The 23,338-nt window shown below is 50.9% G+C and carries 20 protein-coding genes; 16 read left to right on the top strand and 4 right to left on the bottom strand.

Annotated elements, in window-relative coordinates; translation table 11 throughout:
• The first annotated feature begins 20 nt into the window (after positions 1–20).
• The 3 genes from A372_RS0126975 to A372_RS0126965 are packed head-to-tail and all read left to right on the top strand — an operon-like array spanning position 21 to position 3,059.
• Positions 21–776, top strand: a complete 756-nt coding sequence (locus tag A372_RS0126975; protein WP_019424045.1) for a (Fe-S)-binding protein — start codon at positions 21–23, stop codon at positions 774–776.
• A complete protein-coding gene (locus tag A372_RS0126970) occupies positions 748–2,256 on the top strand; it encodes a LutB/LldF family L-lactate oxidation iron-sulfur protein (RefSeq protein WP_019424044.1) in 1,509 nt (502 codons plus the stop codon). Before A372_RS0126975 ends, A372_RS0126970 begins: the two co-directional genes overlap by 29 nt.
• On the top strand, positions 2,253–3,059 hold the full coding sequence (locus tag A372_RS0126965; RefSeq protein ID WP_019424043.1) for a LutC/YkgG family protein: 807 nt from the start codon (positions 2,253–2,255) through the stop codon (positions 3,057–3,059). Before A372_RS0126970 ends, A372_RS0126965 begins: the two co-directional genes overlap by 4 nt.
• 23 nt (positions 3,060–3,082) lie before the next feature.
• On the opposite strand, the gene A372_RS0126960 is transcribed toward A372_RS0126965, so the two are convergent.
• From A372_RS0126960 to A372_RS0126950, 3 genes are all read right to left on the bottom strand, one after another.
• On the bottom strand, positions 3,083–4,228 hold the full coding sequence (locus A372_RS0126960; protein WP_019424042.1) for a GNAT family N-acetyltransferase: 1,146 nt from the start codon (positions 4,226–4,228) through the stop codon (positions 3,083–3,085).
• A 6-nt stretch (positions 4,229–4,234) separates the two neighbouring features.
• The gene (gene rbsK / locus A372_RS0126955; protein WP_019424041.1) at positions 4,235–5,149 is read right to left on the bottom strand and encodes a ribokinase; all 915 of its coding nucleotides are present in this window, start codon (positions 5,147–5,149) and stop codon (positions 4,235–4,237) included.
• A gap of 92 nt (positions 5,150–5,241) precedes the next feature.
• Positions 5,242–6,522 carry a CapA family protein gene (locus A372_RS0126950; protein WP_019424040.1) on the bottom strand — a complete coding sequence of 427 codons (1,281 nt, stop codon included), beginning with the start codon at positions 6,520–6,522 and terminating at the stop codon, positions 5,242–5,244.
• A 223-nt stretch (positions 6,523–6,745) separates the two neighbouring features.
• Between A372_RS0126950 and A372_RS0126945 the strand changes: the two genes are divergently transcribed.
• The 10 genes from A372_RS0126945 (at position 6,746) to A372_RS0126900 (ending at position 15,944) form a co-directional block, all read left to right on the top strand.
• Entirely contained in the window at positions 6,746–7,120 is a 375-nt protein-coding gene (locus A372_RS0126945; protein WP_019424039.1) for a winged helix-turn-helix transcriptional regulator, read from the top strand.
• A 33-nt stretch (positions 7,121–7,153) separates the two neighbouring features.
• Positions 7,154–7,720: an FAD-dependent oxidoreductase gene (locus tag A372_RS0126940; protein WP_019424038.1), complete on the top strand. Its 567-nt coding sequence runs from the start codon at positions 7,154–7,156 to the stop codon at positions 7,718–7,720.
• A 165-nt stretch (positions 7,721–7,885) separates the two neighbouring features.
• Positions 7,886–8,746 (top strand): DegV family protein, encoded by an 861-nt coding sequence (locus A372_RS0126935; protein WP_019424037.1) that lies wholly within the window; start codon positions 7,886–7,888, stop codon positions 8,744–8,746.
• Positions 8,747–8,884: 138 nt separating this feature from the next.
• Complete coding sequence (ric, locus tag A372_RS0126930) at positions 8,885–9,577, top strand: iron-sulfur cluster repair di-iron protein (protein WP_019424036.1); 693 nt, start codon at positions 8,885–8,887, stop codon at positions 9,575–9,577.
• 237 nt (positions 9,578–9,814) lie between these two features.
• Positions 9,815–10,060 carry an RNA chaperone Hfq gene (hfq, locus tag A372_RS0126925; RefSeq protein WP_019424035.1) on the top strand — a complete coding sequence of 82 codons (246 nt, stop codon included), beginning with the start codon at positions 9,815–9,817 and terminating at the stop codon, positions 10,058–10,060.
• Positions 10,061–10,309: 249 nt separating this feature from the next.
• Positions 10,310–11,014, top strand: coding sequence for a response regulator transcription factor (locus tag A372_RS0126920; protein WP_019424034.1), 705 nt, complete (start codon positions 10,310–10,312; stop codon positions 11,012–11,014).
• The gene (locus tag A372_RS0126915) at positions 11,011–12,093 is read left to right on the top strand and encodes a sensor histidine kinase (protein ID WP_019424033.1); all 1,083 of its coding nucleotides are present in this window, start codon (positions 11,011–11,013) and stop codon (positions 12,091–12,093) included. Before A372_RS0126920 ends, A372_RS0126915 begins: the two co-directional genes overlap by 4 nt.
• Before the next feature lie 203 nt (positions 12,094–12,296).
• The gene (locus A372_RS0126910) at positions 12,297–13,076 is read left to right on the top strand and encodes an ABC transporter ATP-binding protein (RefSeq protein ID WP_019424032.1); all 780 of its coding nucleotides are present in this window, start codon (positions 12,297–12,299) and stop codon (positions 13,074–13,076) included.
• Complete coding sequence (locus A372_RS0126905) at positions 13,048–15,006, top strand: ABC transporter permease (protein WP_019424031.1); 1,959 nt, start codon at positions 13,048–13,050, stop codon at positions 15,004–15,006. The genes A372_RS0126910 and A372_RS0126905 overlap by 29 nt, the downstream gene beginning before the upstream one ends.
• A 185-nt stretch (positions 15,007–15,191) precedes the next feature.
• Positions 15,192–15,944, top strand: coding sequence for a hypothetical protein (locus A372_RS0126900; RefSeq protein WP_233697251.1), 753 nt, complete (start codon positions 15,192–15,194; stop codon positions 15,942–15,944).
• 92 nt (positions 15,945–16,036) lie between these two features.
• Here A372_RS0126900 and A372_RS0126895 read toward each other — a convergent pair whose 3' ends face one another.
• Positions 16,037–19,204: a beta-galactosidase gene (locus tag A372_RS0126895; RefSeq protein WP_019424029.1), complete on the bottom strand. Its 3,168-nt coding sequence runs from the start codon at positions 19,202–19,204 to the stop codon at positions 16,037–16,039.
• 429 nt (positions 19,205–19,633) lie between these two features.
• Here A372_RS0126895 and nirB point away from each other — a divergent pair, with 429 nt between their 5' ends.
• The 3 genes from nirB to A372_RS0126880 are packed head-to-tail and all read left to right on the top strand — an operon-like array spanning position 19,634 to position 23,260.
• On the top strand, positions 19,634–22,060 hold the full coding sequence (gene nirB, locus A372_RS0126890) for a nitrite reductase large subunit NirB (protein WP_019424028.1): 2,427 nt from the start codon (positions 19,634–19,636) through the stop codon (positions 22,058–22,060).
• Between the two features lie 32 nt (positions 22,061–22,092).
• Positions 22,093–22,419, top strand: coding sequence for a nitrite reductase small subunit NirD (nirD, locus tag A372_RS0126885; protein WP_019424027.1), 327 nt, complete (start codon positions 22,093–22,095; stop codon positions 22,417–22,419).
• A gap of 49 nt (positions 22,420–22,468) precedes the next feature.
• A complete protein-coding gene (locus A372_RS0126880; protein WP_019424026.1) occupies positions 22,469–23,260 on the top strand; it encodes a formate/nitrite transporter family protein in 792 nt (263 codons plus the stop codon).
• The last annotated feature ends 78 nt before the right edge of the window (positions 23,261–23,338 follow it).

The following is a 23,338-nucleotide window of genomic DNA, read 5'->3' as shown; positions in this document are numbered from 1 at the left end:
CGATGAAAGAAGGGGCAATTATGCGCGTATCGTTATTTGTAACTTGCTTGGCGGATACTTGCTTTCCCCATGTTGCTGAAAGCGTTGTCCGGCTCCTGCACCGGCTCGGCTGTGAAATGGATTTCCCGCCGCTGCAGACGTGCTGCGGGCAGCCTGCCTTCAACAGCGGCTATCATGATGATGCAAGGGAAGTCGCCAGGCAATGGATTACAGCATTTGAGCATAGTGATTATGTCGTGACGCCATCGGGCTCCTGCGCCGGTATGGTGCATCATTACTACGAAGATTTGTTCATGGATGAACCGGAGTGGCTCGAAAAAGCGAAGCGTCTCATTGAACGCACGTATGAATTTTCCCAGTTCATTGTTCAAGTATTGGGAAGAACGGATATCGGGGCGGCGTTCGATGGCAAGGCCACGTATCATCCTTCCTGTCATGCCACGAGATTGTTAGGCATCACTGAGGAGCCTATGCTGCTGCTGCAGCAGGTGAAGGGCTTGACGTTAGTCGATTTGCCGCATAAGGAAGATTGCTGCGGCTTCGGCGGCACATTCGCCATCAAGATGCCGGAAATGTCTGAAGCGATGGTTACGGAAAAAGCGCAGTATGTCGTTGATACAGAGGCGGACATCTTAATCGGTTCCGATATGGGATGCTTAATGAACATCGGAGGGCGGCTCAATAAAGAGGGGCGTCCGATTCGGATCATGCATCTTGCGGAGCTGCTCGAGGAAGGAGTGAAGCGTCGTGAGCACAACTTCATCCAACAACGTTAACGGAGGTATCGGCAGCGGACTGAAGCAGCGTACGCAGGAGGTGCTGCAGAACGATTTTCTGCGCCAAGCCGTCGCCTTCACTACGGATAAGCTGCGTACGGGACGTCTTTCCGCCGCAGAACAATTCGGGGATTGGGAAGAATGGCGGGAACGGGGCAGAGTGATTCGCGAGCATACAATTGCGCATCTGGATTATTACTTGGGACAATTTGCGGATCAGGTGCGGAGCCGGGGCGGACACGTCCATTTTTGCGGCACAGGGGAAGACGCGGTTCAGACCTTCCTGCGCATTGCGGAGGAGAAGCAGGCGAAGCTTGTAGCCAAAGGCAAGTCCATGGTGTCGGAGGAAATGCATCTGAATGAGCGCCTCAAGGAGCGCGGCATCGATGCCATCGAGACCGATCTGGGCGAATATATTTTGCAGCTGGCGCAGGAGACGCCGTCCCATCTCATTATTCCGGCGATTCATAAAAACAAGTCGCAAATTGCGGAGCTGTTCACGAAGGAAGCGGGCAAGAAGCTCCCGCCGGAGACCAAGGAGCTGGCCTCTTTCGCGAAGCGCAAGCTGAGACAGTTCTTTCTGGAGGCGGAGATCGGGCTGACCGGATGCAACTTCGGCATTGCGGAATCGGGCACGGTGACGTTGGTGTCCAATGAAGGCAACGGCCGTATGGTCACGACCGTTCCGAAGACGCATGTCGTCGTCATGGGAATGGAGCGGCTCGTTCCGACCTTCGAAGATGTCGAGGTCATGCTTAATTTACTCGCCCGCAGCGCTACGGGGCAGAAGCTGACGACCTACACGTCCTTCATCACTGGACCGCGGCAAGAAGGGGACTTGGACGGACCTGAAGAGCTGCACGTCATTATTTTGGATAACGGACGTTCCGCGCAGTTGGGCGATCCACAGTTCCAGCAAGTGCTCCATTGCATCCGCTGTGCAGCCTGTCTGAACGTATGCCCGGTCTATCGCCATGTCGGCGGCCATACGTATGGTTCGGTGTACAGCGGACCGATCGGCGCCGTGCTGACCCCGCTCCTGCAGCAGGATATGAAGGAGGCGGGTACGCTCGCTTACGCTTCTTCCTTATGCGGGGCTTGCTATGAGGCGTGTCCGGTTAAAATTCCGCTGCATGATATGCTCGTGTATTTGCGGGCGCGTAAGGTGAAAGAAGGCTTCACTCCATCTGCGGAACGTCTTGGTTTCAAAATGTTCGGCAAGGTATTCGGCAATGTCAAATGGTACCGTATGGCTGGAAAAGCAGCTTATTATGGGCAGAAGCCGCTTGTCCGTGACGGAGTCATCCGCAAGGCGCCTGGACCGGCGGCAGGGTGGACGAAGTCTCGTACCTTCCCGGCGATACCGAAGCAATCGTTCCGGGATTCATGGGCGGAGCTGCAGCGTGAATTGCAGCAGGATCCAACTTCACGGGAGGCAACCGCTTCAGAAGACAGAGGAAAGGACGGAGTGGACAGATGAATGAGCAGCAGTTTCTGACGCAAATCGCAGTGCGCCTCGGACGCGCCAAGCCGCTTCAACAACCGCCGGCCACGATGTTCAATGGGGTGCCTGATTCCTATCGCAAGCGGATGGGACAATTGGGCCAAGAGGAATGTGTACAGTTGTTCATGGATAGCTGGACGGCGCTGACGGGGCTTGTCCGCGTGGCGCCTGTCTCGCAAGCGGCAGAAGCCATCTCCGCTAGTATTGCCGAGCTGAAGGAGCGTGGCATGCTGGAGCGTGTAGTCTATGCCAAAACACCGGAATTGCAGTCCTATGGCGTTCCGCAGGTGCTGCATGAGCAGCGCCTAGTCGGTGTGCCATGGTCGGAATCGGCAAGCGCAGCAGACGAGGAAGACGCGTGGAAGGCTGCATTAGAGCAGTTGGGCACATCAGAGCCCGGAGAAGCGGGAGCGCTTGCTGGGGAGAAATGGCAGGCGCGCAGTCCGCTGCTTCGGGCTGTGGAACGATGTCATCTTGGAATTGTCGTTCCCGAAGCCGTCGTGGCGAATACGGGCACGCTGGCAGTGCTGTCTGCGGGAGCGCAAGGCCGTTCGGTCAGTCTTATGCCCGGCATGCTGCTGGCAGTCTTCCCGGCGGAGCGCATCGTCGCGCGCATGGGGGAAGTGTTCGAACGGCTGCGGGCGTCTCACGGTGAGATGGCGAACCTTCCGTCATCGTTGAACTTGATTACCGGACCGAGCCGCAGTGCTGATATCGAGAACGACCTGACGATTGGAATTCATGGTCCTGGAATCGTCAGCGCCGTCATATTGACATAATTTACAAACCGATAAATGAAGTGTTAAATATAATACAATCCGACCGTATATGGCAGCGGAACCGTGAAATTCAATTGTTCCAAGGACGGCCAGGACGTTGGCAGCAGGCCGTCCGCATCCGGACTGAACAGCAGCTTCACAACGTCCTGCTCCTCCAGCTGAACCAGTTCGGCGTCAGGATAGCGGAGCTGTACAGCACCATTATCAAGCTGCTTCACTTCAATATGCGCGGCGAGCGCCTCGCGCTCCTGCCACCAACTCTGCAAATGCTGGCACAATCGTTCGATATTCGGAATGAATACGGTCCCGTCATTCGCTTGCACCTGAGAAGGATAGGCGGATAACGTGTCATGCAGGCTCTGGTCCTGCCATGGCACATAGATTTGCAATTGGGTGAATTTCTTTTTGTTCAAGAGCAGCTGCATGAGAAGAGCGATGTCTGGTCCCGCCCCCCCATATTCCAATATGCGAGGCACGCCATCCACCTGCTTGGCTGATGGCCGCAGCGCATAGGCATAGGCTGCAATCTTGCCGCCACGTTCGAGCACATACAACTTCGGCTTCATCATGACGCAAGAAGCGTAAGCCCCTGCATGCTCCAGCCCGTACAAATCCCACATGCTGAAATCAAACGCTGCTTGACGCTGCTCGACAAGCTCATGCCATGCGAAGCAGTCCAGCACTGTAAGCTCGCGTACATGCGCCTGTTCGCTCTCAGACAACGCCGCATTCGATGTTACGGCCTCGTCATTACGGCTCACCGTATATACGGACACTTGTCCGAATGGGTAACAGCGGTTGCGCGTATACAAGGAGCGGCCGCCGGAAATGAACATAAGCACGGCTCCAGTCTCATCGGCATGACGCTGCACCTGATGAAGCAGCTCGGTTCCGACGCCATTGCCGCGCGCCACGGGCGATGTGCAGACAGAGCCGAGCGAGAAGACAGGCAGCCGAACCGAATTCAGGCGCAGCTTGGATGGGAGCATTCCCATATGCGCGACAAGCCGTTCTTCCTCAAATGCGCCATACGAGTGGGAATAGATTGGAGAAAATAAATACGGAAAACCTTGTTCCATCGACATTTGCGTATCATTGCGAAATACTTCATCTGATATGGAGACCGCTCCGGCAAAATCGAGCGGCTGCAGCATACGAATCTGATACATGAAAGTTCAATCCTCCTTTAATTGTTGCTCCAATCGAGAGCGTGTGGGCATCCCACTCTGGGCTCCGAACTGAGTCACCGCTAACGCACTGGCAGCCACCGCACCATGCACCGCGTCATCCATGCTGTTGCCTTCGGCAAGAAGCACGGCGAGCGCGCCATTGAATGTATCGCCTGCTCCGGTTGTATCGATGACATTGACTTCATATCCTGGCTGATGATGGAGATGGCAGGCGGTATCCGACCAATAAGCTCCGTCCGCGCCGCGGGTCAAGACGATGCGCCCAGGCATGGAGCGTATAGCCGTCTTCCACTCAAAAGCCTGCTCCGAATCATCCCCGCCAAAGAGAGCCGCCAATTCATGCTCATTCGGCGTCAGGATGGAGACGTGCGCCAGCATCTCATCCGTCAGAGGCATGGCCGGCGCCGGATTGAGAATGACGGGCACATGGCTCTCGGCAGCAATGCTCAACGCTTCCCGCACGGCAGGGAGCGGAATTTCAAGCTGCATGAGTATGACGTCGGAGCTCCGGATTGTCTCGGCATGTCGTCTAATATGATCTGGTGTGAGCAGGCCGTTCGCCCCCGGAACGACGATGATGCGGTTATCCCCATCATTGACGATGATGGATGCGGTTCCAGATGCTACCTCGCTAATGATGTCGACGCCTTTTATATGAATTTGTTCCTGCTGCAAATTGTCCAGCATCATCCGGCCGAACGTATCGTCGCCTACACATCCGATAAAGCGGACCTCGGCGCCGAGACGGGCGCAAGCGATCGCTTGATTCGCGCCTTTGCCCCCGCACAAGGTGGCGAATCTGTCTCCTTGCACGGTTTCGCCTTGCTCTGGAATGGTCGAGGTGACCGTAACCATATCGACATTCAAGCTTCCAATTACTGTTACCCTGGCTTTTCTCACTCCATAAACCGTCCTTTGTTCTCATCTCGTAGAACACAAATAAACAGACGCGTCCCTTGGAACAGGTTCGCGTCTGTGTTCGTGGTGTTAGCTTAGCTTTTGCGGTTAAAAGGGGATGGTTCTTTTTGATCGACTTTCACCGCATCCCGCACCTGTTTGCCGTTCATTTTAACACCAAATGAAATAGATTCCAAATATATAAATTGCTTTTTCTCGTAAGCTTCATCTTTTTTAACGATTTGATCTTTGTAAATAAAATAAGGATCGAACGACATTGAAATGTCATCCTCGTCAATCATTAACGACAACAGTCCCGTATCTGCGCGATTGTTCCTGACATAATCGGGGAACAGGAAATTGCCGATGGAATAGGCGATCGGTTTATCCTTGTAAAATTCAAACCCTTGCAGCACATGCACGTGACTGCCGATTATCGCGTCTGCTCCGGCATCGATCATTTCCCGTGCGTAAGTGCGCTGCCACTTTTCAGGGCGGTTGTTTTTCTCAACGCCCCAATGCATGTAGACGAGCAAATAGTCGCAGTCTTTGCGTTCCCGTTCAATGACGGGAAGGACGCTGGACTTGTTATAGGCTTCGGCAATCCCAGGTCTGTCTTTTCCAGCGAACCAATACGTTTGCGGAATGAAGCGGGAGAAGGCGAGAAATTTAATCGTCTTCCCTTTCAAGGTGACGGTATGAGCCCGATAGGCTTCCTCTTTGTTCATCCCTCCGCCTACATAGGGCAGGTCATATTCCTTCAAATAATGCAGCGTATCGAGAAAGCCCTTCTGCTTGAAATCGAGTGTATGATTATTGGCGATCGAAACGAGATCAAATCCGGCATTTTTCAATCCTTTCAGCGATATCGGATCCGATTTGAAATTGTATAATTGATTCGTGTCCTTTTCGGTATGGTGAGTGACCGCAGTTTCCAGATTGACGATCGCATAATCGGCCTTCTGCACTTCGCTGGCTACATATTGAAAAGGATAATCAGGCCCCTTTTGCTGAATTGTTTTTTTGACGGACCAATCCATTAGCGCATCTCCAGCGAATATGATATGTATTGGCCCTTCCTCTGCAGGATCGGCTGCCGCTTCGTTGTTCGGCATACCCTCTTCCCTCTTCGTCGCTTCTTTCTTCGCTGCCGATGGAGTAGTGGAAGAAGGTGAAGCTGAAGGGGGCGCGTCTTTGAATTCGCCTTGGCCGGATAACTGTTCGTCAGATGCTGAAGAGTAGTAGACTCCGACGAATATGCCGCAGATGACGACGGCAAGCAAGCTGCATAGCGCTGCTGTGCGTTTCATTCGTTGTTTTCTAAGCTGTTTCCGCTTTCGATGCCGTTCGGTTCGACTTACTTGATTGTGATGCAATCGGTTCCTCCTATTCACATTGAACAGGCAATGTTACTATTCTGTTCTTATGGGTAATATTTACTTTATTATATTGTACATCTGCATAAGATAAGTATCAGAACGATTGCAATTAAATATATTTTTGTTACGAATGGGACTGCCGCCCCCGTTTTCTTTTTAAAAACGCTATGGTAAAATAAATATGCTTACATTTTGTAAGTTAAGAAGGAGGGATGAACGGATGGAATCACATCATTTGGGTATGTGCCCGCGGTTTGAAGCTGCGTTCTGCGTGCTTGGCAAGCGCTGGAACGGACTGCTCATACAGGTGCTATTGAGTGGCCCGAAGCGATTTAAAGATATTTCCGCACTCATTCCTACCATGAGCGACAAAATGTTGAGTGAACGTATGAAAGACCTTGAGGCGGCAGGTATTGTCGTACGGAATGTGTATCCAGAGACACCCGTTCGCATTGAATATGCGTTGACTGATAAAGGGCGCGCTCTGGAGTCGGTCATGGAAGCCATTCAAGAGTGGGCGGAACGTTGGGTGAACGACCCGGTGGAGTGCATTAGCGACGATGATTCAACTTCAGAACATCCGGTGAATTCATAAAGGGAAGAACTCTTCATGAAAGGATGAGAATGAATGCAGGATATCATTGTTATCGGTGGGGGACCTGCCGGAGGAAGCGCGGCATTGTTCGCGGCCAAATCCGGCAAATCTACGCTTGTGCTGGATAACGATCACGGTCTGACCAAGCGGGCGTGGCTTGCGAACCATTATGGAGTGAGCGACATTTCCGGACCTGACATGCTGACGATTGGACGTGAGCAAGCTGAGAAATTCGGAGCTGTCTTTAAGCAGGACAAAGCGGTTCTCATTGAATCCGGTTCTTCTTCTGTTACCGTGAAGACGGAGAGCGGAGACAGCTACGAAGCTCAGCATGTCATTGTAGCAACGGGACTTGCTCTGGACGCTGCGGAACAGAGCGGATTGAAGCTGAAGCCAGGCACAGAGCCGCGCGTGAAGACGGTTATCGACACGGATGATAAAGGCCGGACGAGTGCGGAACGGGTGTGGGCCGCGGGAACTGCCGCCGGGGTGAGCATGCATACGATCATTACGGCAGGAGACGGTGCCAAAGTAGCAATCAACGTCATCAGCGAGTTGAATGGCGAGCGTTACGTGGACCATGATGTGTATAAAGGATAAGAAGTCAGAGCGGCATAAAAGCTAATGAACCGAGGAGAACTTCCGTTCCTCGGTTTTTTGTGTTTCCTGCGGGCTGGCTTCTTTTAGTCGTTGTAAACTGGTAGGGTACCCCTTATAATAGATCGGAATGACGCTGAAAATAGACTAAAAAGACAGGGGAATGACATGACCATTCACATCATTACGGACGGCAGTTCAGATTTGACTCCAGAGATCATTCAACAATTCGGCATTCACGTTGTGCCTCTCTACGTTCGGTTCGGTCAAGAGGTGCTCACTTCCGACATGGACACGACAGTTTTCTACGAACGGATGCGGGAGGAGGAAGAATTGCCGAAGACGTCCAGTCCGTCGCCTGCCGATTTCTATCATATGTATAGGTCGCTTGGCACGGAGAATGATATTTTGGTCTTAGCCTTAACTTCCAGCTTGAGCAGCACTTACAATCATGCTGTCATGGCAAAGGAAATGTATGAGGAAGAAGGTCATCCGAATCAAGTCGAGGTCATTGATACGAAGACGACCTCTTTGGGACTGGGGTTGCTGGCCGTGCGTGCGGCTCAATTGGCCAAGGAAGGCGCAGGACTGCAGGACCTGATGAACAAGATGATGAATTACGTGAATCAGACCCGAACTTACTTTACGTTGGATACATTGGAGAATGTCATTCGTGGCGGTCGGTTGAGCCGATTGAAGGGCACGGTTGCCTCCATGTTAAATATAAAGCTTCTGATGGAAGCAAATGAAGAAGGCGCGATTGAAGTCATGGAGAAGATTCGCGGAACGCAGAAGACGCTCCGCCGTCTGCTCGAAAAAGTCGGCGATGCATGGCATCAAGTGGATAAAGACTGGGTGGCGCTTGCGCACTCTAACTGTGAGGAGCGCGCCAAAGCATTCTTGAAGGAATTAATGGATAAATATCACTTTGATCAAGTATTGTTCATCAATATGGGGCCGATCATCGGTACGTACGCCGGAGAAGGCGGGGTATTAGTAACGTTCCAGCAAGCTGCCCAGCCGTCGTAAAATTGTATAAAACGAAGTGACTGTAATCACGCTTCCGTTACTTTATCTGTCGTATGATGAATCCAGATTCACAAGTCATCATACCATTTCAGCTCTGTTGCATGAAGCAAGAGCGAAGGATAAAGGAGTGGAAGCGTTATGTTTTCAACCGAAATGACCGTGCGCGATGCGGTATTGCAATATCCGGCGGCCAGCGATGTGTTCAAACGTTTAAAAATAGATTTCTGCTGCGGAGGGAATCGTCCGATTGCTGAAGCGGCAGCCGAGCGAGGATTGCAGGCAGAGGCGATCGTCGCCCAACTAACGGAAATGAAGGCTCAAGCGCCGACCGCTGGTACGGCGATGGATTGGCAATACATGTCATCCCGTTCATTAATCGAGTATGTCGTGAATAAGCACCATCGTTATTTGCGCGAGCAGCTGCCGCAAATCGCAGCCAATGTGGCCCGTGTAGCTCATGTCCATGGTGGAGATCAACCTCATCTAATCGAACTGCTTGAGAAGTTCAACCAACTGAAAGCAGAGCTCGAAGAGCATATTGCCAAGGAAGAGGACCTGTCATTCTCAATTATTCTTGCAGCGGAGGAAGAGCCTGCTTCCGTGACACGAGATGAGGTCGCGCGCACGATTCAAGAACTTGAAGGGGAACATGATGGAGCGGGTACGCTTCTGAAGCAAATACGCATGTTGACCGAGGACTTTACGCTGCCGGAAGGCGCATGCACGACATACCGGATTACGTATACGCGGTTGGAAGAATTGGAGGGTATGACCTTCGAACATGTTCACTTGGAGAACAACATTCTCTTTCCGCGATACGGCGCCGCCTAAGCTGATGTTGTCTTGCCGACATCTGGAGTCTAGTGCTGTGACATTTGATCATAGTGTTGGCGATAGATTGATTAGGCCAGCCGACGCCCGTTAGGGATGGAGCATATATGGAACACTGTAGAACGATCGACGATACGTCGGTCGTTTTGCTTTGCCGTCGATGTTTGATGCACATTTAGGAAAATCTATGTTAAACTGGTATGGAATCCTAATATATAGAGAAAGGGATGTGTAAATATGGTGAGAATTAAGGTGCAAGAACATTTTTTAAATCAATTGGTGTCAGAAAAAATGATGGTGACGCTAATTACAAAAAATGGCGTGCGCATGCAAGGTACGATTACTTGTTTTGATACGTACAGTATTTTGTTGCAGACGGATTTGAAATCGAACCTGATCAACAAAGCGGCCATTTCCACTATTGTTCCTTCCAAGCGTGTGTCATTATCGAATCACAACGACCGAGGCAACACCACGAACTGAATGGCGGTCTTGTCACCTCTGAAGAAATGCAAAGACGAGTGAAAGAGTCCCTTGATAGGGACTTTTTTCAATATTCTAGAATGCCGAACTCCCGTACAATGGCCCTTAGGACCGGAACATTTGCCCACAAAAGATGCTCCAGTTAGATGTATTTGACTGAATCATATCTATATAAAGGACATTTCTTTGTGATATGATGTTAAAACAGGAAAGTATGCAGCGAAACTGTTGACGGTTGGAGGAATCAGTATGTACACCATTATGATCGTGGAGGACGATGACAAGATCGCTTCCATTTTACAATCTTCCCTTGCGAAATACGACTACAACGTCGTACGGGCTACTCAATTCAAAGCGTTGAAGGATGAGCTTTTAACGATAAATCCGGACCTGATTCTGCTTGATATTCATCTTCCGGCATATGATGGGTTTTATTGGTGCCGGCAGTTCCGCAATGTAACGAATGCGCCGATTATTTTTGTGTCTGCGCGCACGGGCGAGATGGATCAGGTGATGGCCATCGAGAATGGCGGTGACGATTTTATTACGAAGCCGTTCCATCTGGATGTGCTTCTGGCTAAGGTGAAAGGCGTGCTGCGCCGCACGTACGGCGAGTACGCGGCAAATGGCGGGGGTAATGGAGAAGAATTGGTTGTTCAAGGGCTTGTGCTGCACCGTTCAAAAAATACGTTGGAATGGCAGGGCGAACGGGTGGACTTGACCAAGAATGAAGCGCTCCTGGTCGGCTGCTTGATGGAGCGAATTGGACATATCGTATCCAGAGAAACGCTCCTTGAAACGTTATGGGACGATGTCGACTTCGTCGATGACAATACACTGACCGTAAACGTGACAAGAGTGCGCAAGAAGATGGAGGAAATCGGGATACACAAAGCAATTGAGACAGTTCGGGGGCAAGGGTACCGCATGCTGGCATCGTGGGTGGAGCAATGAAACCTGGCATGACCTTTCTCCAATATGTGAAGGACCGCTTGACTATCATTTGTTCTTGCTTGATTGCGATTGCGTTGTCTCTAGTCGTCGTATGGCTGGATCTCGGTATCGGGCAGCGATATGTGAACAGCGAGAGTTTGGTTTATATTTTCATTCTCGGAGCGATTGTAATGATGGCGGGCTTAGTGTATGACTATACAAATCAGCGCCGCTGGTATAAAGAGATTTACAATGCAGAATCGAACATGAGCGATAGCGATTTCACGCTATGTTTACAGCACCCTGTATCGAGAGAGCAGAAACGGATGCACGCATTGGTGACCCGTCAGTACCGCTCATTTATGAACGAGCTGCTCTCTTTGCGTCAGGACAGGGAACAGCATGTTCATTTTACGAATCAATGGGTTCACCATATGAAAACACCGCTATCGGTCATCCATCTGCTAACGCAGCAGCCTTCACATGATTTGACGAGCACAGAGACGGAGCAACTCCTCTCTAGCATAAGCGAAGAGGGCGACCGCTTGACAAGAGGGCTGGATATGATGCTGCACACCGCCAGACTCGACAAATTCGAGCTGGATTTGCACGTATCGGGCCTTCATTTGCAAAATGTGATCCGACAAGTGATCAACCAGAACAAAAAAGCGCTTATCCGCTATCAGATTTACCCGAAGGTAACTCCAGGTGACGTCATCGTGGAAAGTGACGAGAAGTGGTTATCCTTCATCCTTACTCAATTGGTGACCAACGCCATTAAATATTCGAAGGACAAGCCCGGCAATAAGTCGCTTCAATTCCTTGTGGAGGAAGCGAATGGAGTCGTTCGTCTGCAGGTGGAGGATGAAGGCGTCGGCATTGCAGAGCAGGATATTCCGCGCGTGTTCGAACCTTTCTTTACGGGTGAAAATGGCCGGAAAGAAGGGGATGCAACCGGTATGGGGCTTTATTTGGTAGGCAAAGTTTGCGCCCGCCTCGGACATAACGTGAGCATCGCTTCCAAGCTTAATGAAGGAACTGCGGTGACGCTGCTGTTCTCGACGACGGCACTGCACCATGATTTGATTCAACGCTCTTAAATGTGCCATAGGCAGAAATTCAGCCCTTTTTCATACAGAAGAAGGGCTGTTATTATTGAAGGTTACAAATTTGTAAGTGATGGAAATCGGATTGAAAGATTATTCGATGTCGGAAGGGATTCCCAAGGGGGTATACTGAGAACATATCGAATGGAATACTGACAAAGCATAGGATAGGCAGGACGGAAAGGAGTTTGCTGCTCATGGCTGTATTAAAGGCGGAACAATTATCGAAAGTGTACGGAACGAAAGGGAAGATGACCTATACTGCGCTGCAGGATATTAACTTGCAAGTGGAGGAAGGTGAATTTGTAGGAATTATGGGTCCTTCCGGAAGCGGGAAGACGACCCTTCTTAATATTTTGGCGACGATTGACAGCCCGACATCAGGCAATATTTTTATAAATGGGACGGATCCGACGAAGCTGAACAATCGGAAATTGGCACATTTTCGCCGCCGTGAGCTTGGATTCGTGTTCCAAGATTTCAACCTGTTAGACACGCTAAGCATTAAAGAAAACATCATCTTGCCGCTCGCGCTAGACGGAGTGAATACGAAAGAAATTGAACGTCGTCTGGCAGAAACCGTAAAGTGGCTTGGTATCGAACATATATTGGACAAACGAACTTACGAAGTATCGGGCGGACAGAAGCAGCGCACCGCGATCGCGCGAGCCGTCATCCACCAGCCCTCACTGCTGCTGGCTGATGAATTGACGGGCAACTTGGATTCCAAGTCTGCCAAAGACGTGATGATAGCATTAGAAGACTTGAATGAGAATGCGAACCGCACCATTCTGATGGTGACGCACGATGCCTTTGCCGCGAGCTTCTGCAAACGAATCATTTTTATTAAAGACGGACGTTTGTTCTCGGAAATTCGCCGTGGAGCGAACCGGCAGACCTTCTTCCAGCATATTTTGGATTCGTTAAGCTTGTTAGGAGGGAACTTCGATGACGTTCCGACGGCTCGCTACCAGTAATATACGTGGAAGCTGGCACCGATACAGTGCCTATTTCCTAAGCAGTGCCTTTGCTGTGATGATATTTTTCGTCTACGCCGCATTCATCTATCATCCCGATGTTGTGAACGGAAATATTCGCGGCGGCGATTCTGTGCAGAAAATGATGGTGGCCTGTGAATATTTGATTATCATCTTTTCGTTCTTTTTCACCCTGTACTCCAGTTCGGCATTTTTGAAATCGAGACAGAAGGAATTTGGACTCCTTACGTTGTTCGGAATGACGAAGACCCAACTGCGTCGCTTAGTTTTTTATGAAAATATGATCATTTCTTCGCTAGCCATTCTCGTCGGAATCGGAATCGGAACTGTAGCTACCAAGCTGTTCCTGCTGGCGATGTCCCGTATTCTTGGAGTGGAATCTCCGATGCGCTTCTACATCGATTCGTCAGCTATTATTCTGACGGTCGTAGGTTATTTGGTATTGTTTGCTGCGATTTCATTGTTCTCTCTCAGAAAAGTAGGTCGTACGCAGATTATTGATTTAATACATTCGGAGAAGCAACCGAAGACGCCGCCAAAGTTCTCATGGGTGCTTGTTATTTTGGCACTGTTCTCCTTAGTGCTGGGTTATGGATTGGCGTTTGTTACGAACATCGAACTGTTTATCGCAACGGCGCTGCCGACGATCGGATTTACGGTGCTCGGCACGTATTTTTTATATACGCAGCTGAGTGTCGCGATCATCAGGCTTTTGCAGAAAAATAAAAGTTTCTACTACCGCCGAACGCATTTACTGAACGTGTCGCAAGCGGCGTATAAAATGAAAGACAATGCGCGGGTATTATTCAATGTCTCGATATTGTGCACCGTCATCTTGACGGCAACAGCGACTTTTTATGCGTTTGATCAGGGGATGAAGCAGCAAACCCTTGCAGGTAATCCTTATGTATTTACATTGGGTACGCCGAAAAACGATATTCCTGTACTCCTTCCTGAGCTGGTGAAGGGATGGGGGCAAGATGATGGGTTCAAGGTTACGGATTATGCCGAGGTTCGGCATGTGAGGGTTGAACTCAAAGGAAAACAATTTGAAGACGACTATACCGGCATGATTTCCGTATCCGACTATAACCGCTTGGCAGACATTCTGCATACGGACCAATTGTCCGTCACCGGAAAGGAAGCGATCCTCGTCAATCAATCGAGGTACGGGATGTACGGAACTGAAGTGATGGAAGAACCGATAAACGAGAAGAAATATATAGGTCCCATGAAGGCGACCATTAACGACACCGAGCATAGCATGGTGCTCCAAGTAACGAAGCGCTTGCAGCAGCCGGTTCTGGATCCGGGGTACTACGGGTTCAACCTGCTCGTCGTGGAAGATCCGGTCATCGATCAGATGTATGCAGCGGCTCCGTCCCGTACGGCTCGCACCATTCAAGTGTACAATTGGAGCAACTGGGAGAACTCCATAAAGCTGGAACAGAAAATTCGCGACCACCTGCCGAAAGAAGGAAGCTATTCGATTACAAGCCGCGTAGAGATGTGGAATGATTATAGGCATGCGACATCGTTGACGCTGTTCATCGGCATGTTTATCAGCTTGCTATTCTTTATCGCTAGCGGAAGCGTCATTTACTTTAAATTGTTTACGGAGCTGCAGGATGATCAAGCTCATTTCAGGGCGTTAACGCGCATTGGGTTATCGATTAAAGAGATCCGACACGTCGTGACGGTGCAGGTCGGTCTCATCTTCTTTGCTCCTTGCCTGGTTGGCAGCATGCATACGATATTCGCCATGAAGACGCTAAGCAACCTGTTGATGACAAACGTGATGTGGTACGCTCTCATCGTGGTCGGCATGTTCGTGCTGATGCAGACGATTTACTTTTTAGCTGCACGGCGCACGTACATGAAAAAAATATTGGAGGAAGTTGTCATATAAGTGCATGTTCAAAAGGGGGATTTTTGAACAGCCTCTATAAAAATGTCATCATATCGCTGGACCATGTTGTCGATAAATGAACAAACGGACATTTTTTGTTACGGGATTGATACGATTTCTTGCTCTCTTTGCTGCATAATAGACTTAGAAGTCCGATGTATGCAGTTGAAATAGAGGGCAAGAAAGTGAGTGAAGGCATGATAAATCAGACGCTCAACTACATTAGGCGTGTACAGAGGAGAGGAACGCTTATCGCGTTGCTGCTGCTTCTTTTTACCGCAGCGTGTTCTAAAGCACCTGATCAAAATGACATGATATCCGAAGAAAATCCAGTTCCGACACCAAAAATTGCGATAAAAATTGATGGCGGATCCTATATACCAAATTTATCTGAGCATATATCGTTGGAGTGGAAGTCCGGAATGACGGTGTCCGAAGCGTTAAAGCAATCAGGCTCCGTGAAATTAGCGGAAGATAACATCACGATCGCATCTGTCGGGGACGTGTCGTTGGACTCCAAGATGGGGTGGGGCATTCTGTTGAACGATGAGGAACTGCGGAAGCCCGAGTCCATGGAAAGCAATGTACAGCCAAGTGATTCGATCGTCGTATTTGTGAAACGACATGATGTAAAAACGAATGCGGTTCCTTCTCCCGGATTCACGCTACGAATTGAGGGGGGGAAGACGGTGCCTGAAATTACAAATTCCTACGTTGTGTCATGGCAGGAACAGATGAAAGTCAGCGATCTTGTTGGGGAATTTGCTCAAATTCAGTTATCTTCAGACGGAGCAGAAGTGACAAGCATCGGCAAGAAGAAGCTGGACAGCTCCGTAACGGTCAACATTAAAGTGAATGACAAACAATTGCAGCCGGGTGAGGGGATGGAGCAGATTCTTGAACCGGATGATCGTGTGGAATTGATTATTTCGCCCTGACGAACCATGATGTATGAAGAAAAAGCCCCTGAATTCAGAATTGTCGCAAGACGAGCTGAATTTCAAGGGCTTCTTGTATTGTTATGGTTAGACTAACATGCGGAATGTGAGTCAATATCTACTTCGTGCGGACGATAGACTGCGATGATGTCACCTTTCTCATCTGTGGCAAACATCACAGTTCGCTCACTCTCAAGCTCAAAGCTGTAGGAATGCTTATGAACCGGATGGGAGATGCGCACGTTAACAGGTTGGCTGTATTCGGATACGAAAATGTACAAATCGCCAGCGGCGAAGGATATACGGCGTCCGTAAATGCCGCTAATGTCTTGTCCTTCTTCCCATTCCATCTCTTGTCCGATTCCAGCCGTCTTCATAGCATAATCATACAGCGAGGCAATGGAAGCGGGGCGATCGTTCCATTCCACCGGCAAACCGATCCATAGTAATGTCCCTTTGCCGATCTGACGACGGATGAGTGACGGACATGCTTGCGTCCCAACTGTGCTATCGATTTCCTTATAGACCTGCATAATCTTCTTGCCGCCATAGGATAACGGAATGCAGTCGCCCTCAAGCAGGAAGCACTCTTCCCGTAAAATGTTATGCAGCTGCCGCTCGCCGACGAGGCTGTCCCAGCGCGAAGACGGCTGCCAATATTCGTTGCGCCCGACCGGTCCGGTGACGAGCAGAGTGGCGCCGGTATGTTCTATGAAGCTGAGCAGCTTATGAAGAGCATCATCCGTCAAATGATGGGCGGACGGAACGATAATGAGCTGTGCCGGCTGAGCGTATAACGCATCCAAATGAAGCTCACCGAGTGCGCGGAACGGTGACTTAAGCTCATAGGCAAGCACACGCGAGGCTGACGAAGTGGCTTCGACCGCCATTCTGCGGTTAGATAAATCGTTAGATTCCGGATAGATAACGACGACAGGCTCCAATTCCCGCTCTTTGAACAGGGAAGCTGTGTCTTTCATGAATGCGCCGAAATCGTAGGATACATCGGCTTCGGGCTTCTCCGTACCGTCTGCCCGCAGCGCACCGATATTGGATTCGTTGACGTTGTTCATATAGAAATTCGTGTTCCAAATCCACTGAATGGCTCCGGCACAGCCGGTAGAGAATGCATAGGCGTATTTGCGCTCCAGTATGTTGCGAAGCTGCTCTTCGGAGCGCATCGCCATGCCGTCCGGGGTCAGCGCGTACATGATGCCCGTTTCTTGAATGATGTTCGGCTTATACGGTGTCTTCGTAAATACGCTGTCCCACACGATCTGATCATACATCCACCAGGAGTGATTGGACGTATAGTCAACCGCTCCTTCGTAGAAGAACGTGCTTGGACGTTGGGAAGCGAGTGCTTCATCCTGTCCAACGCAGACCAACTGCTGCGGTTGAAAGGACGAGATCGTGTCCCGCATCGCGTAGACCCAACGGTTGAACATGTTCATCGAGAACAGCGCATAGTCTAACCAGCGTGTTCCTTTTTTCTCCCGTATCATATCCTGTGAATTGAAATTAATGTCTTGCGGCTCCGGCGGCACGATAGCCCCGAACCCCGGCACCTGATCCGGTGTCATTGCCCAACGTTCCTGCAGCAGCCGAATATCGCCTTGATATCGTTCCTTCAGCCATTCTCTGAACGCCGCAACCTCGTATTTATCCTTCGCGCTGCGCGGTCCGGCGAACACGCGCTTCGGATCGAATACGGACGGTTCGTTAATCAAGTCCCAATGCACGTGGGTGGAATGACGATGACGTTGTACAATGGCGCCGATGAATCGTTTCTGCGCTTCCACGCTGCGCGGATCAAGATACGGATTGGACCCTTCCCACAGTTCTGGTGCGAAGGAGAAGAAGTTGAAGCAGATCTCAATGCCATGCCTTTTGGCCGTCAGGAAGAAGGCGTCGATCGCCCGCAGCACATCCTCGGCCGGATGGCCGTCCACATACATCACATGACGATAAGCCGTCCAGATTCCAGTTCGAATCATGTTGATGCCGGCCCGCTTCATCTGCGCCATATCGCGATCCCATACCGCTGCGTTCGGCAGAAAAATGAACTTGCGCGCGACATCGCTGGACATATACGTCATGCCGACTATCGGCATCGGTTCGCCGTCGCGCTCGAAATAATCGCGGCTGACCGTTAAGAAGGAGCCGCTTCTCAGAAGCACTTCATCCCGGCACCAGAACCCTTGATGGAGATGACGCACTTCTCCGAGGCTGCTGCGCAAGCTTGCAGTTGCCCGGTACATCCCCGGCTCTAATAGTATGTCAGGAAGGAAGGACATCACTTCCAGCTCCCTGCCGCAAGCAAGCTCTAGCTTTTCCTCCCACAGAAGGTTACCGCTATCATCATGCAGCGTCAATTCCCCCAGCCACGTGATGGGACGGTCTTCCGCATACTCGCTTCCTCTCAACAAAGGAGTTCCATTGCGGTAAGCGTGTCTCGCTTGCGGCAAATATTGCGATTGCAGCGTCAATTTCGGTCTGTCACCCGGATCGTAACAAGCGACGCTTGGCTTCAACCACCATTCGCTTACACCTTGTGCGCAGTATTCAGCCCAGTCGGTTAATTGCTTGATAGAAGACAGGTTCCAGAAAGCTTCTGAGAGACGCTGATTGACGAACAGCCAGCGTGATCCGGAGAAGGTGCCCTTCGTATTCTCGAGCAGGACGACCGGCGCGCCGATTTCACGCTGATCCTTGGATACAGCCGTCACGAGCGGAGTAATGTGTGCATCCATCGATCCTGCCGACCCATGTTCTCCTGGGCAATCGTCGTTCCGTGTCACCCACAGCACGAAGCTGCACGTTGGCTCTTTCTCCCATGCGAAGACCGCATCGGCGAAGAGAGGACGTTCTTCGTTCGCTACAAAGCGGGAGAAGCGTTCGTCATTAACAGTCATGCATTCATGGATTTGCAGCTGCTGGTGATATGCGGTCTGTTCCGGTTCGGCAATCCAGCTGTTGCCGTCCTGATAGACAGGAGTGCGGAATGGCGCTCCGCCAATGCTTAACAGATTCCCGCCCCGTTGCAGGAAGGACAAGATTGATTTCCAGGCATGCTTAGGGAAATAAGGGGCGTGAAGATTGATGAACACTCCGTCTTGAAGACCATCTAGCGTCTCGGACAAACGATCCGCTTGCACAATATTCCACTTTTCAGTAAGCGTTTGCAGAATGTCCGAACGAAGGGGATCCATAGATATAGGCATGTTCGGATCATACAGACATACATAAGAAAGACTCATATTATATAGCTCCTTTATTCATTGCAGTCAGCAAATTGTTCACAACCCATTATAGTTGAAGGCACATGGTTTGTCTTTATAAGATATTCCTATTTTTAAATTAATCGTGCACCCTTTGAGCCCTATGATCCGGAATATTGATGAACCGACCATTTGGATGAACAAATTGTGACAAGCCGATAGCAGATTTTTAAATTTGTGAATATTGCCACAATCGGAGTGAGTGTAATCACACTACGGGTTCATATATTTCCAGTAAGATACAGGTGTGATCAGCGTATCATGACTATGAAGTTCATTGGGAACATGCAGCTAGATAGAGATAGAGGAAGAACGGCACATTTCGTTATATTATGTGAAAAATAGAACATGTACATGTTTGTAGTCCGCTTGCTTACATCATGCGGGGCGATGGAGGAGGAACCAATCATGAAACGGAAACTGCAATTGGTCGTTATTGGAAATGGGATGGCGGGAATGAACGCGGTGGAGCAATTGATGAAGCTGACCGACAGCTGCGACATTACTGTCATCGGTCAAGAGCCGCATCCAAATTACAACCGCATTATGCTGTCCTACGTATTGGATGGCAGCAAGACGATGGATGATATTGTCATCAACCCGCGTGCTTGGTACGACGAAGCGGGCATTACACTTCATACGGGCACGACAGCGACTAGGGTGGACACGACCCGCCGCGTCGTCGTGATGGACAACGGGCACGAAGTCGGTTATGACCGTGTCATTATTGCCACGGGTTCGACGCCGTTCATCCTGCCGGTTCCAGGAGCGGATAAACAAGGCGTCATCGGATTCCGCAGCATAGAAGACTGCGACCGGATGATGGAGGCTGCGAAGCTATACAATAAAGCGGCCGTCATTGGCGGTGGCTTGCTAGGTCTCGAGGCAGCGAAAGGTCTCGTACAGCTCGGAATGGACGTAACGGTTGTCCATTTGCCGGATTTCCTGATGGAACGGCAGCTGGATGAGAAGGCCGCCCGGATGCTGCAGACGGAACTGGAGCGGCAAGGGCTTAAGTTCGCGCTCGGCAAACAGACGCAGGAGCTGATCGGGGGAGAGCGAGTCGAAGGACTGCGCTTCAGCGACGGTACCGAGCTGGAAGCGGAGTTCGTCGTTATGGCCGTCGGCATCCGCCCGAACGTGGAGCTCGCTCGTGCCAGCGAATTGACCGTCAACCGCGGCATCGTGGTTGACGATTATATGCGCACCTCAGCACCGGACGTATATGCCGTAGGCGAATGCACGGAGCACCGCGGTGTGTGCTATGGCCTCGTCGCCCCGTTGTTCGAACAAGGGGCGGTGTTGGCTAAGGGATTGGCTGGAGTGGAGACGAAGCCGTATGAAGGCTCGGTATGCTCAACGAAGCTGAAGGTGTCCGGCGTGGACGTGTTCTCGACAGGCTTGTTCCTGGAGACGCCGGAATGCGTATGCGTGACGTTCCACGATGCTTGGAAAGGGACCTACAAAAAAATCGTCTTAAAAGACAACGTCATCGCTGGCGCGGTGCTTTTTGGCAATATCGATAACGCATCAAAATTGGAACGGCTCGTCAAGCAAGGCGCGGAAATGACGGAGGAGCTCTACAACGAACTGACCGGAGCAGGAGGTTGCTGCGGCACCAAAGCGAATGCGGCGGCCGACTTTGCCGACGATGATATCGTATGCGGCTGCAACGGCGTCACCAAAAAAATGATTGTGGACGCCATCACGGAACAGGGCTTGACTACGCTCGACGAGGTGAAAGCCTGCACAGGCGCATCCCGTTCTTGCGGCGGATGCAAGCCTTTAGTAGAACAACTGCTGCAGCATGTGCTCGGGGACGGCTTTGAAGCTGGGGGGAGCAAGCAGGGGATATGCGGCTGCACGACGATGTCGCGCGACGAGATTGTAGCGGCTATTCGCGAGAAGGGGCTCCGCGCGACGAAAGAGATCATGAACGTGCTCGACTGGAAGCAGGAGGAAGGCTGCTCGAAGTGCCGCCCGGCACTGAACTATTACTTGGGCATGATTTGGCCGCAGACGTATCAGGACGAGAAAGAATCGCGCTTTGTCAACGAGCGCATGAACGCGAACATTCAGAAGGACGGCACCTATACAGTTGTTCCGCGCATGTACGGCGGTATGACGACACCTGCGGAATTGAAGAAGATAGCAGACGTATCATTAAAATACAATGTGCCGCTTGTGAAAATGACTGGCGGACAACGGATCGATATCGTCGGCGTGAAGAAGGAGGATTTACCCAGTGTATGGGAGGAGCTGGATATGCCTTCCGGGTATGCCTATGCCAAGTCGCTGCGCACCGTCAAGACTTGCGTTGGCGCGACTTATTGCCGCTTCGGCACGCAGGATTCGATGGGAATGGGCGCACTCTTGGAACGCAAGTTCGAGCGCATTGACTATCCTGCTAAAGTAAAGTTCGCTGTTAACGGCTGCCCGCGCAACTGTGCTGAATCGTGCACGAAGGATATCGGCATCGTCGGTAACGACGGCGGATGGGAAATTTATATCGGCGGCAACGGCGGCATTAAGGCGCGTCTGGCCGACTTGCTCTGCAAGGTGAAGACAGATGAAGAGCTAATTGAAATTACAGCCGCAGTCCTACAACATTATCGCGAAACGGCAAATTACTTGGAGCGCACTTCGGACTGGGTGGAACGAATCGGATTGGAACACATCCACAAGACGACGGTCGAAGACGCGGAGGGGCGCAAACAACTGGTGGCACGGATGGATGAAGCATTATCGTCACGTTCAGAGGAACCGTGGCAGCAAGTTATAAGCGATAAAGGGCTGCGCGACAAGATGTTCGGTAAAGTCGTCTTTCAACAATAACGGAGTTAAAGTGGTGAAGGGAGCGTTGGCATATGGCAATAAATAGGGAAGCGGCATGGGTTGCCGTAGGCAAGCAGGATGACTTCATGCCCAGAGTAGGGCGTGTCATATTAATCAACGGCGTAGAGGTAGCCGTATTCCGCACGACGGAGGCCGTATATGCAATTGAGAACCGCAGTCCGCATCCGAAAGGCGGACCGTTGAGCGAGGGGATCGTGTCTGGCCATTATTTGTACGATCCGCTGCACGATTGGAAAATCGATCTGCGCGACGGGTGCGTCCAAGCGCCCGATACAGGGCAGGCGCGAACTTTCGCGGTTCGGGTTGAAGAGGATTCGGTTTATATCGCTGTGATGTGAACCGTTAAGCGTTGCGTTTCGGCACACACGCTCGAAGGGAGAGAAACCCATGTATACACCGACATTGGAGAAAATCAATGAAACAGTCGAAGCAAAAAAGAAGCTGATGTCCAGCGGGTTGCTCCGGTATGTGGTGGCTGCAATGCTTGCAGGGGCGTATGTCGGATTTGGAATCGTGCTCATTTTCACAGTGGGCGGCAACTTTAAAGCAGCAGGATCGCCCGCCGTTCCGATGGTGATGGGCATGTCGTTCGGAATCGCGCTCACACTCGTCATCTTTGCGGGGTCAGAGTTGTTCACCGGCAATAACATGCTGTTTACAGTAAGCAGCTTATCCGGCAAAACACCATGGATGCAAACGTTGAAAAACTGGGGTATCGTCTTTGCCGGCAATGTGCTCGGAGCGGTTCTGTTCAGCTTGCTCATTAGAGCTTCAGGCGTGTTCGGCGGCATTCCGCCAGAACATTTGCTGTTCGCAGCGACGGCGAACAAGATGAGCATGCCGGTGACGGAGTTGTTTTTTCGCGGAATTTTATGTAACTGGCTCGTCTGCCTGGCCATTTGGACATCAATGCGTGCAAAGGAAGACGTCGCAAAGCTGCTGCTCATCTGGTGGATGCTGTACGCGTTCATCGCCATCGGGTTCGAACATAGTGTAGCTAACATGTCGCTCATGACCGTGGCGCTGCTCTTGCCGCAGCATCCGGACACGATTACGCTGGCGGGCTGGCTGCACAACATGGTGCCCGTCACACTCGGCAATATTGTCGGCGGGGCCGTTTTCGTCGGAATGGCCTACTGGTTCATCAGCCCGGTCAGAAGCGCTCGCAGCAAATCCTAGAACCTAAGCAGCAAATAAGTGAAAAAGTAAAGCAGCTTAGAACCCAATAGCGGATAAGTTAATAACTCAACTTTCGCA

This window comes from Paenibacillus sp. OSY-SE (assembly GCF_000283315.1).
Taxonomy (GTDB): Bacteria; Bacillota; Bacilli; order Paenibacillales; family Paenibacillaceae; genus Paenibacillus_B; species Paenibacillus_B profundus.
Note: the sequence above shows the minus strand (reverse complement) of the source record. Positions and strands in the feature narration are given on the sequence as shown.

Bases quoted from the DNA above. Each gene is read 5' to 3' on its own strand.
- A372_RS0126975 (WP_019424045.1), top strand. From the start codon at position 21: ATGCGCGTATCGTTATTTGTAACTTGCTTGGCGGATACTTGCTTTCCC.
- A372_RS0126965 (WP_019424043.1), top strand. From the start codon at position 2,253: ATGAATGAGCAGCAGTTTCTGACGCAAATCGCAGTGCGCCTCGGACGC.
- A372_RS0126960 (WP_019424042.1), bottom strand. From the start codon at position 4,228: ATGTATCAGATTCGTATGCTGCAGCCGCTCGATTTTGCCGGAGCGGTC.
- A372_RS0126945 (WP_019424039.1), top strand. From the start codon at position 6,746: ATGGAATCACATCATTTGGGTATGTGCCCGCGGTTTGAAGCTGCGTTC.
- A372_RS0126940 (WP_019424038.1), top strand. From the start codon at position 7,154: ATGCAGGATATCATTGTTATCGGTGGGGGACCTGCCGGAGGAAGCGCG.
- A372_RS0126935 (WP_019424037.1), top strand. From the start codon at position 7,886: ATGACCATTCACATCATTACGGACGGCAGTTCAGATTTGACTCCAGAG.
- ric (WP_019424036.1), top strand. From the start codon at position 8,885: ATGTTTTCAACCGAAATGACCGTGCGCGATGCGGTATTGCAATATCCG.
- hfq (WP_019424035.1), top strand. From the start codon at position 9,815: ATGGTGAGAATTAAGGTGCAAGAACATTTTTTAAATCAATTGGTGTCA.
- A372_RS0126920 (WP_019424034.1), top strand. From the start codon at position 10,310: ATGTACACCATTATGATCGTGGAGGACGATGACAAGATCGCTTCCATT.
- A372_RS0126915 (WP_019424033.1), top strand. From the start codon at position 11,011: ATGAAACCTGGCATGACCTTTCTCCAATATGTGAAGGACCGCTTGACT.
- A372_RS0126910 (WP_019424032.1), top strand. From the start codon at position 12,297: ATGGCTGTATTAAAGGCGGAACAATTATCGAAAGTGTACGGAACGAAA.
- A372_RS0126905 (WP_019424031.1), top strand. From the start codon at position 13,048: ATGACGTTCCGACGGCTCGCTACCAGTAATATACGTGGAAGCTGGCAC.
- A372_RS0126895 (WP_019424029.1), bottom strand. From the start codon at position 19,204: ATGAGTCTTTCTTATGTATGTCTGTATGATCCGAACATGCCTATATCT.
- nirB (WP_019424028.1), top strand. From the start codon at position 19,634: ATGAAACGGAAACTGCAATTGGTCGTTATTGGAAATGGGATGGCGGGA.
- nirD (WP_019424027.1), top strand. From the start codon at position 22,093: ATGGCAATAAATAGGGAAGCGGCATGGGTTGCCGTAGGCAAGCAGGAT.
- A372_RS0126880 (WP_019424026.1), top strand. From the start codon at position 22,469: ATGTATACACCGACATTGGAGAAAATCAATGAAACAGTCGAAGCAAAA.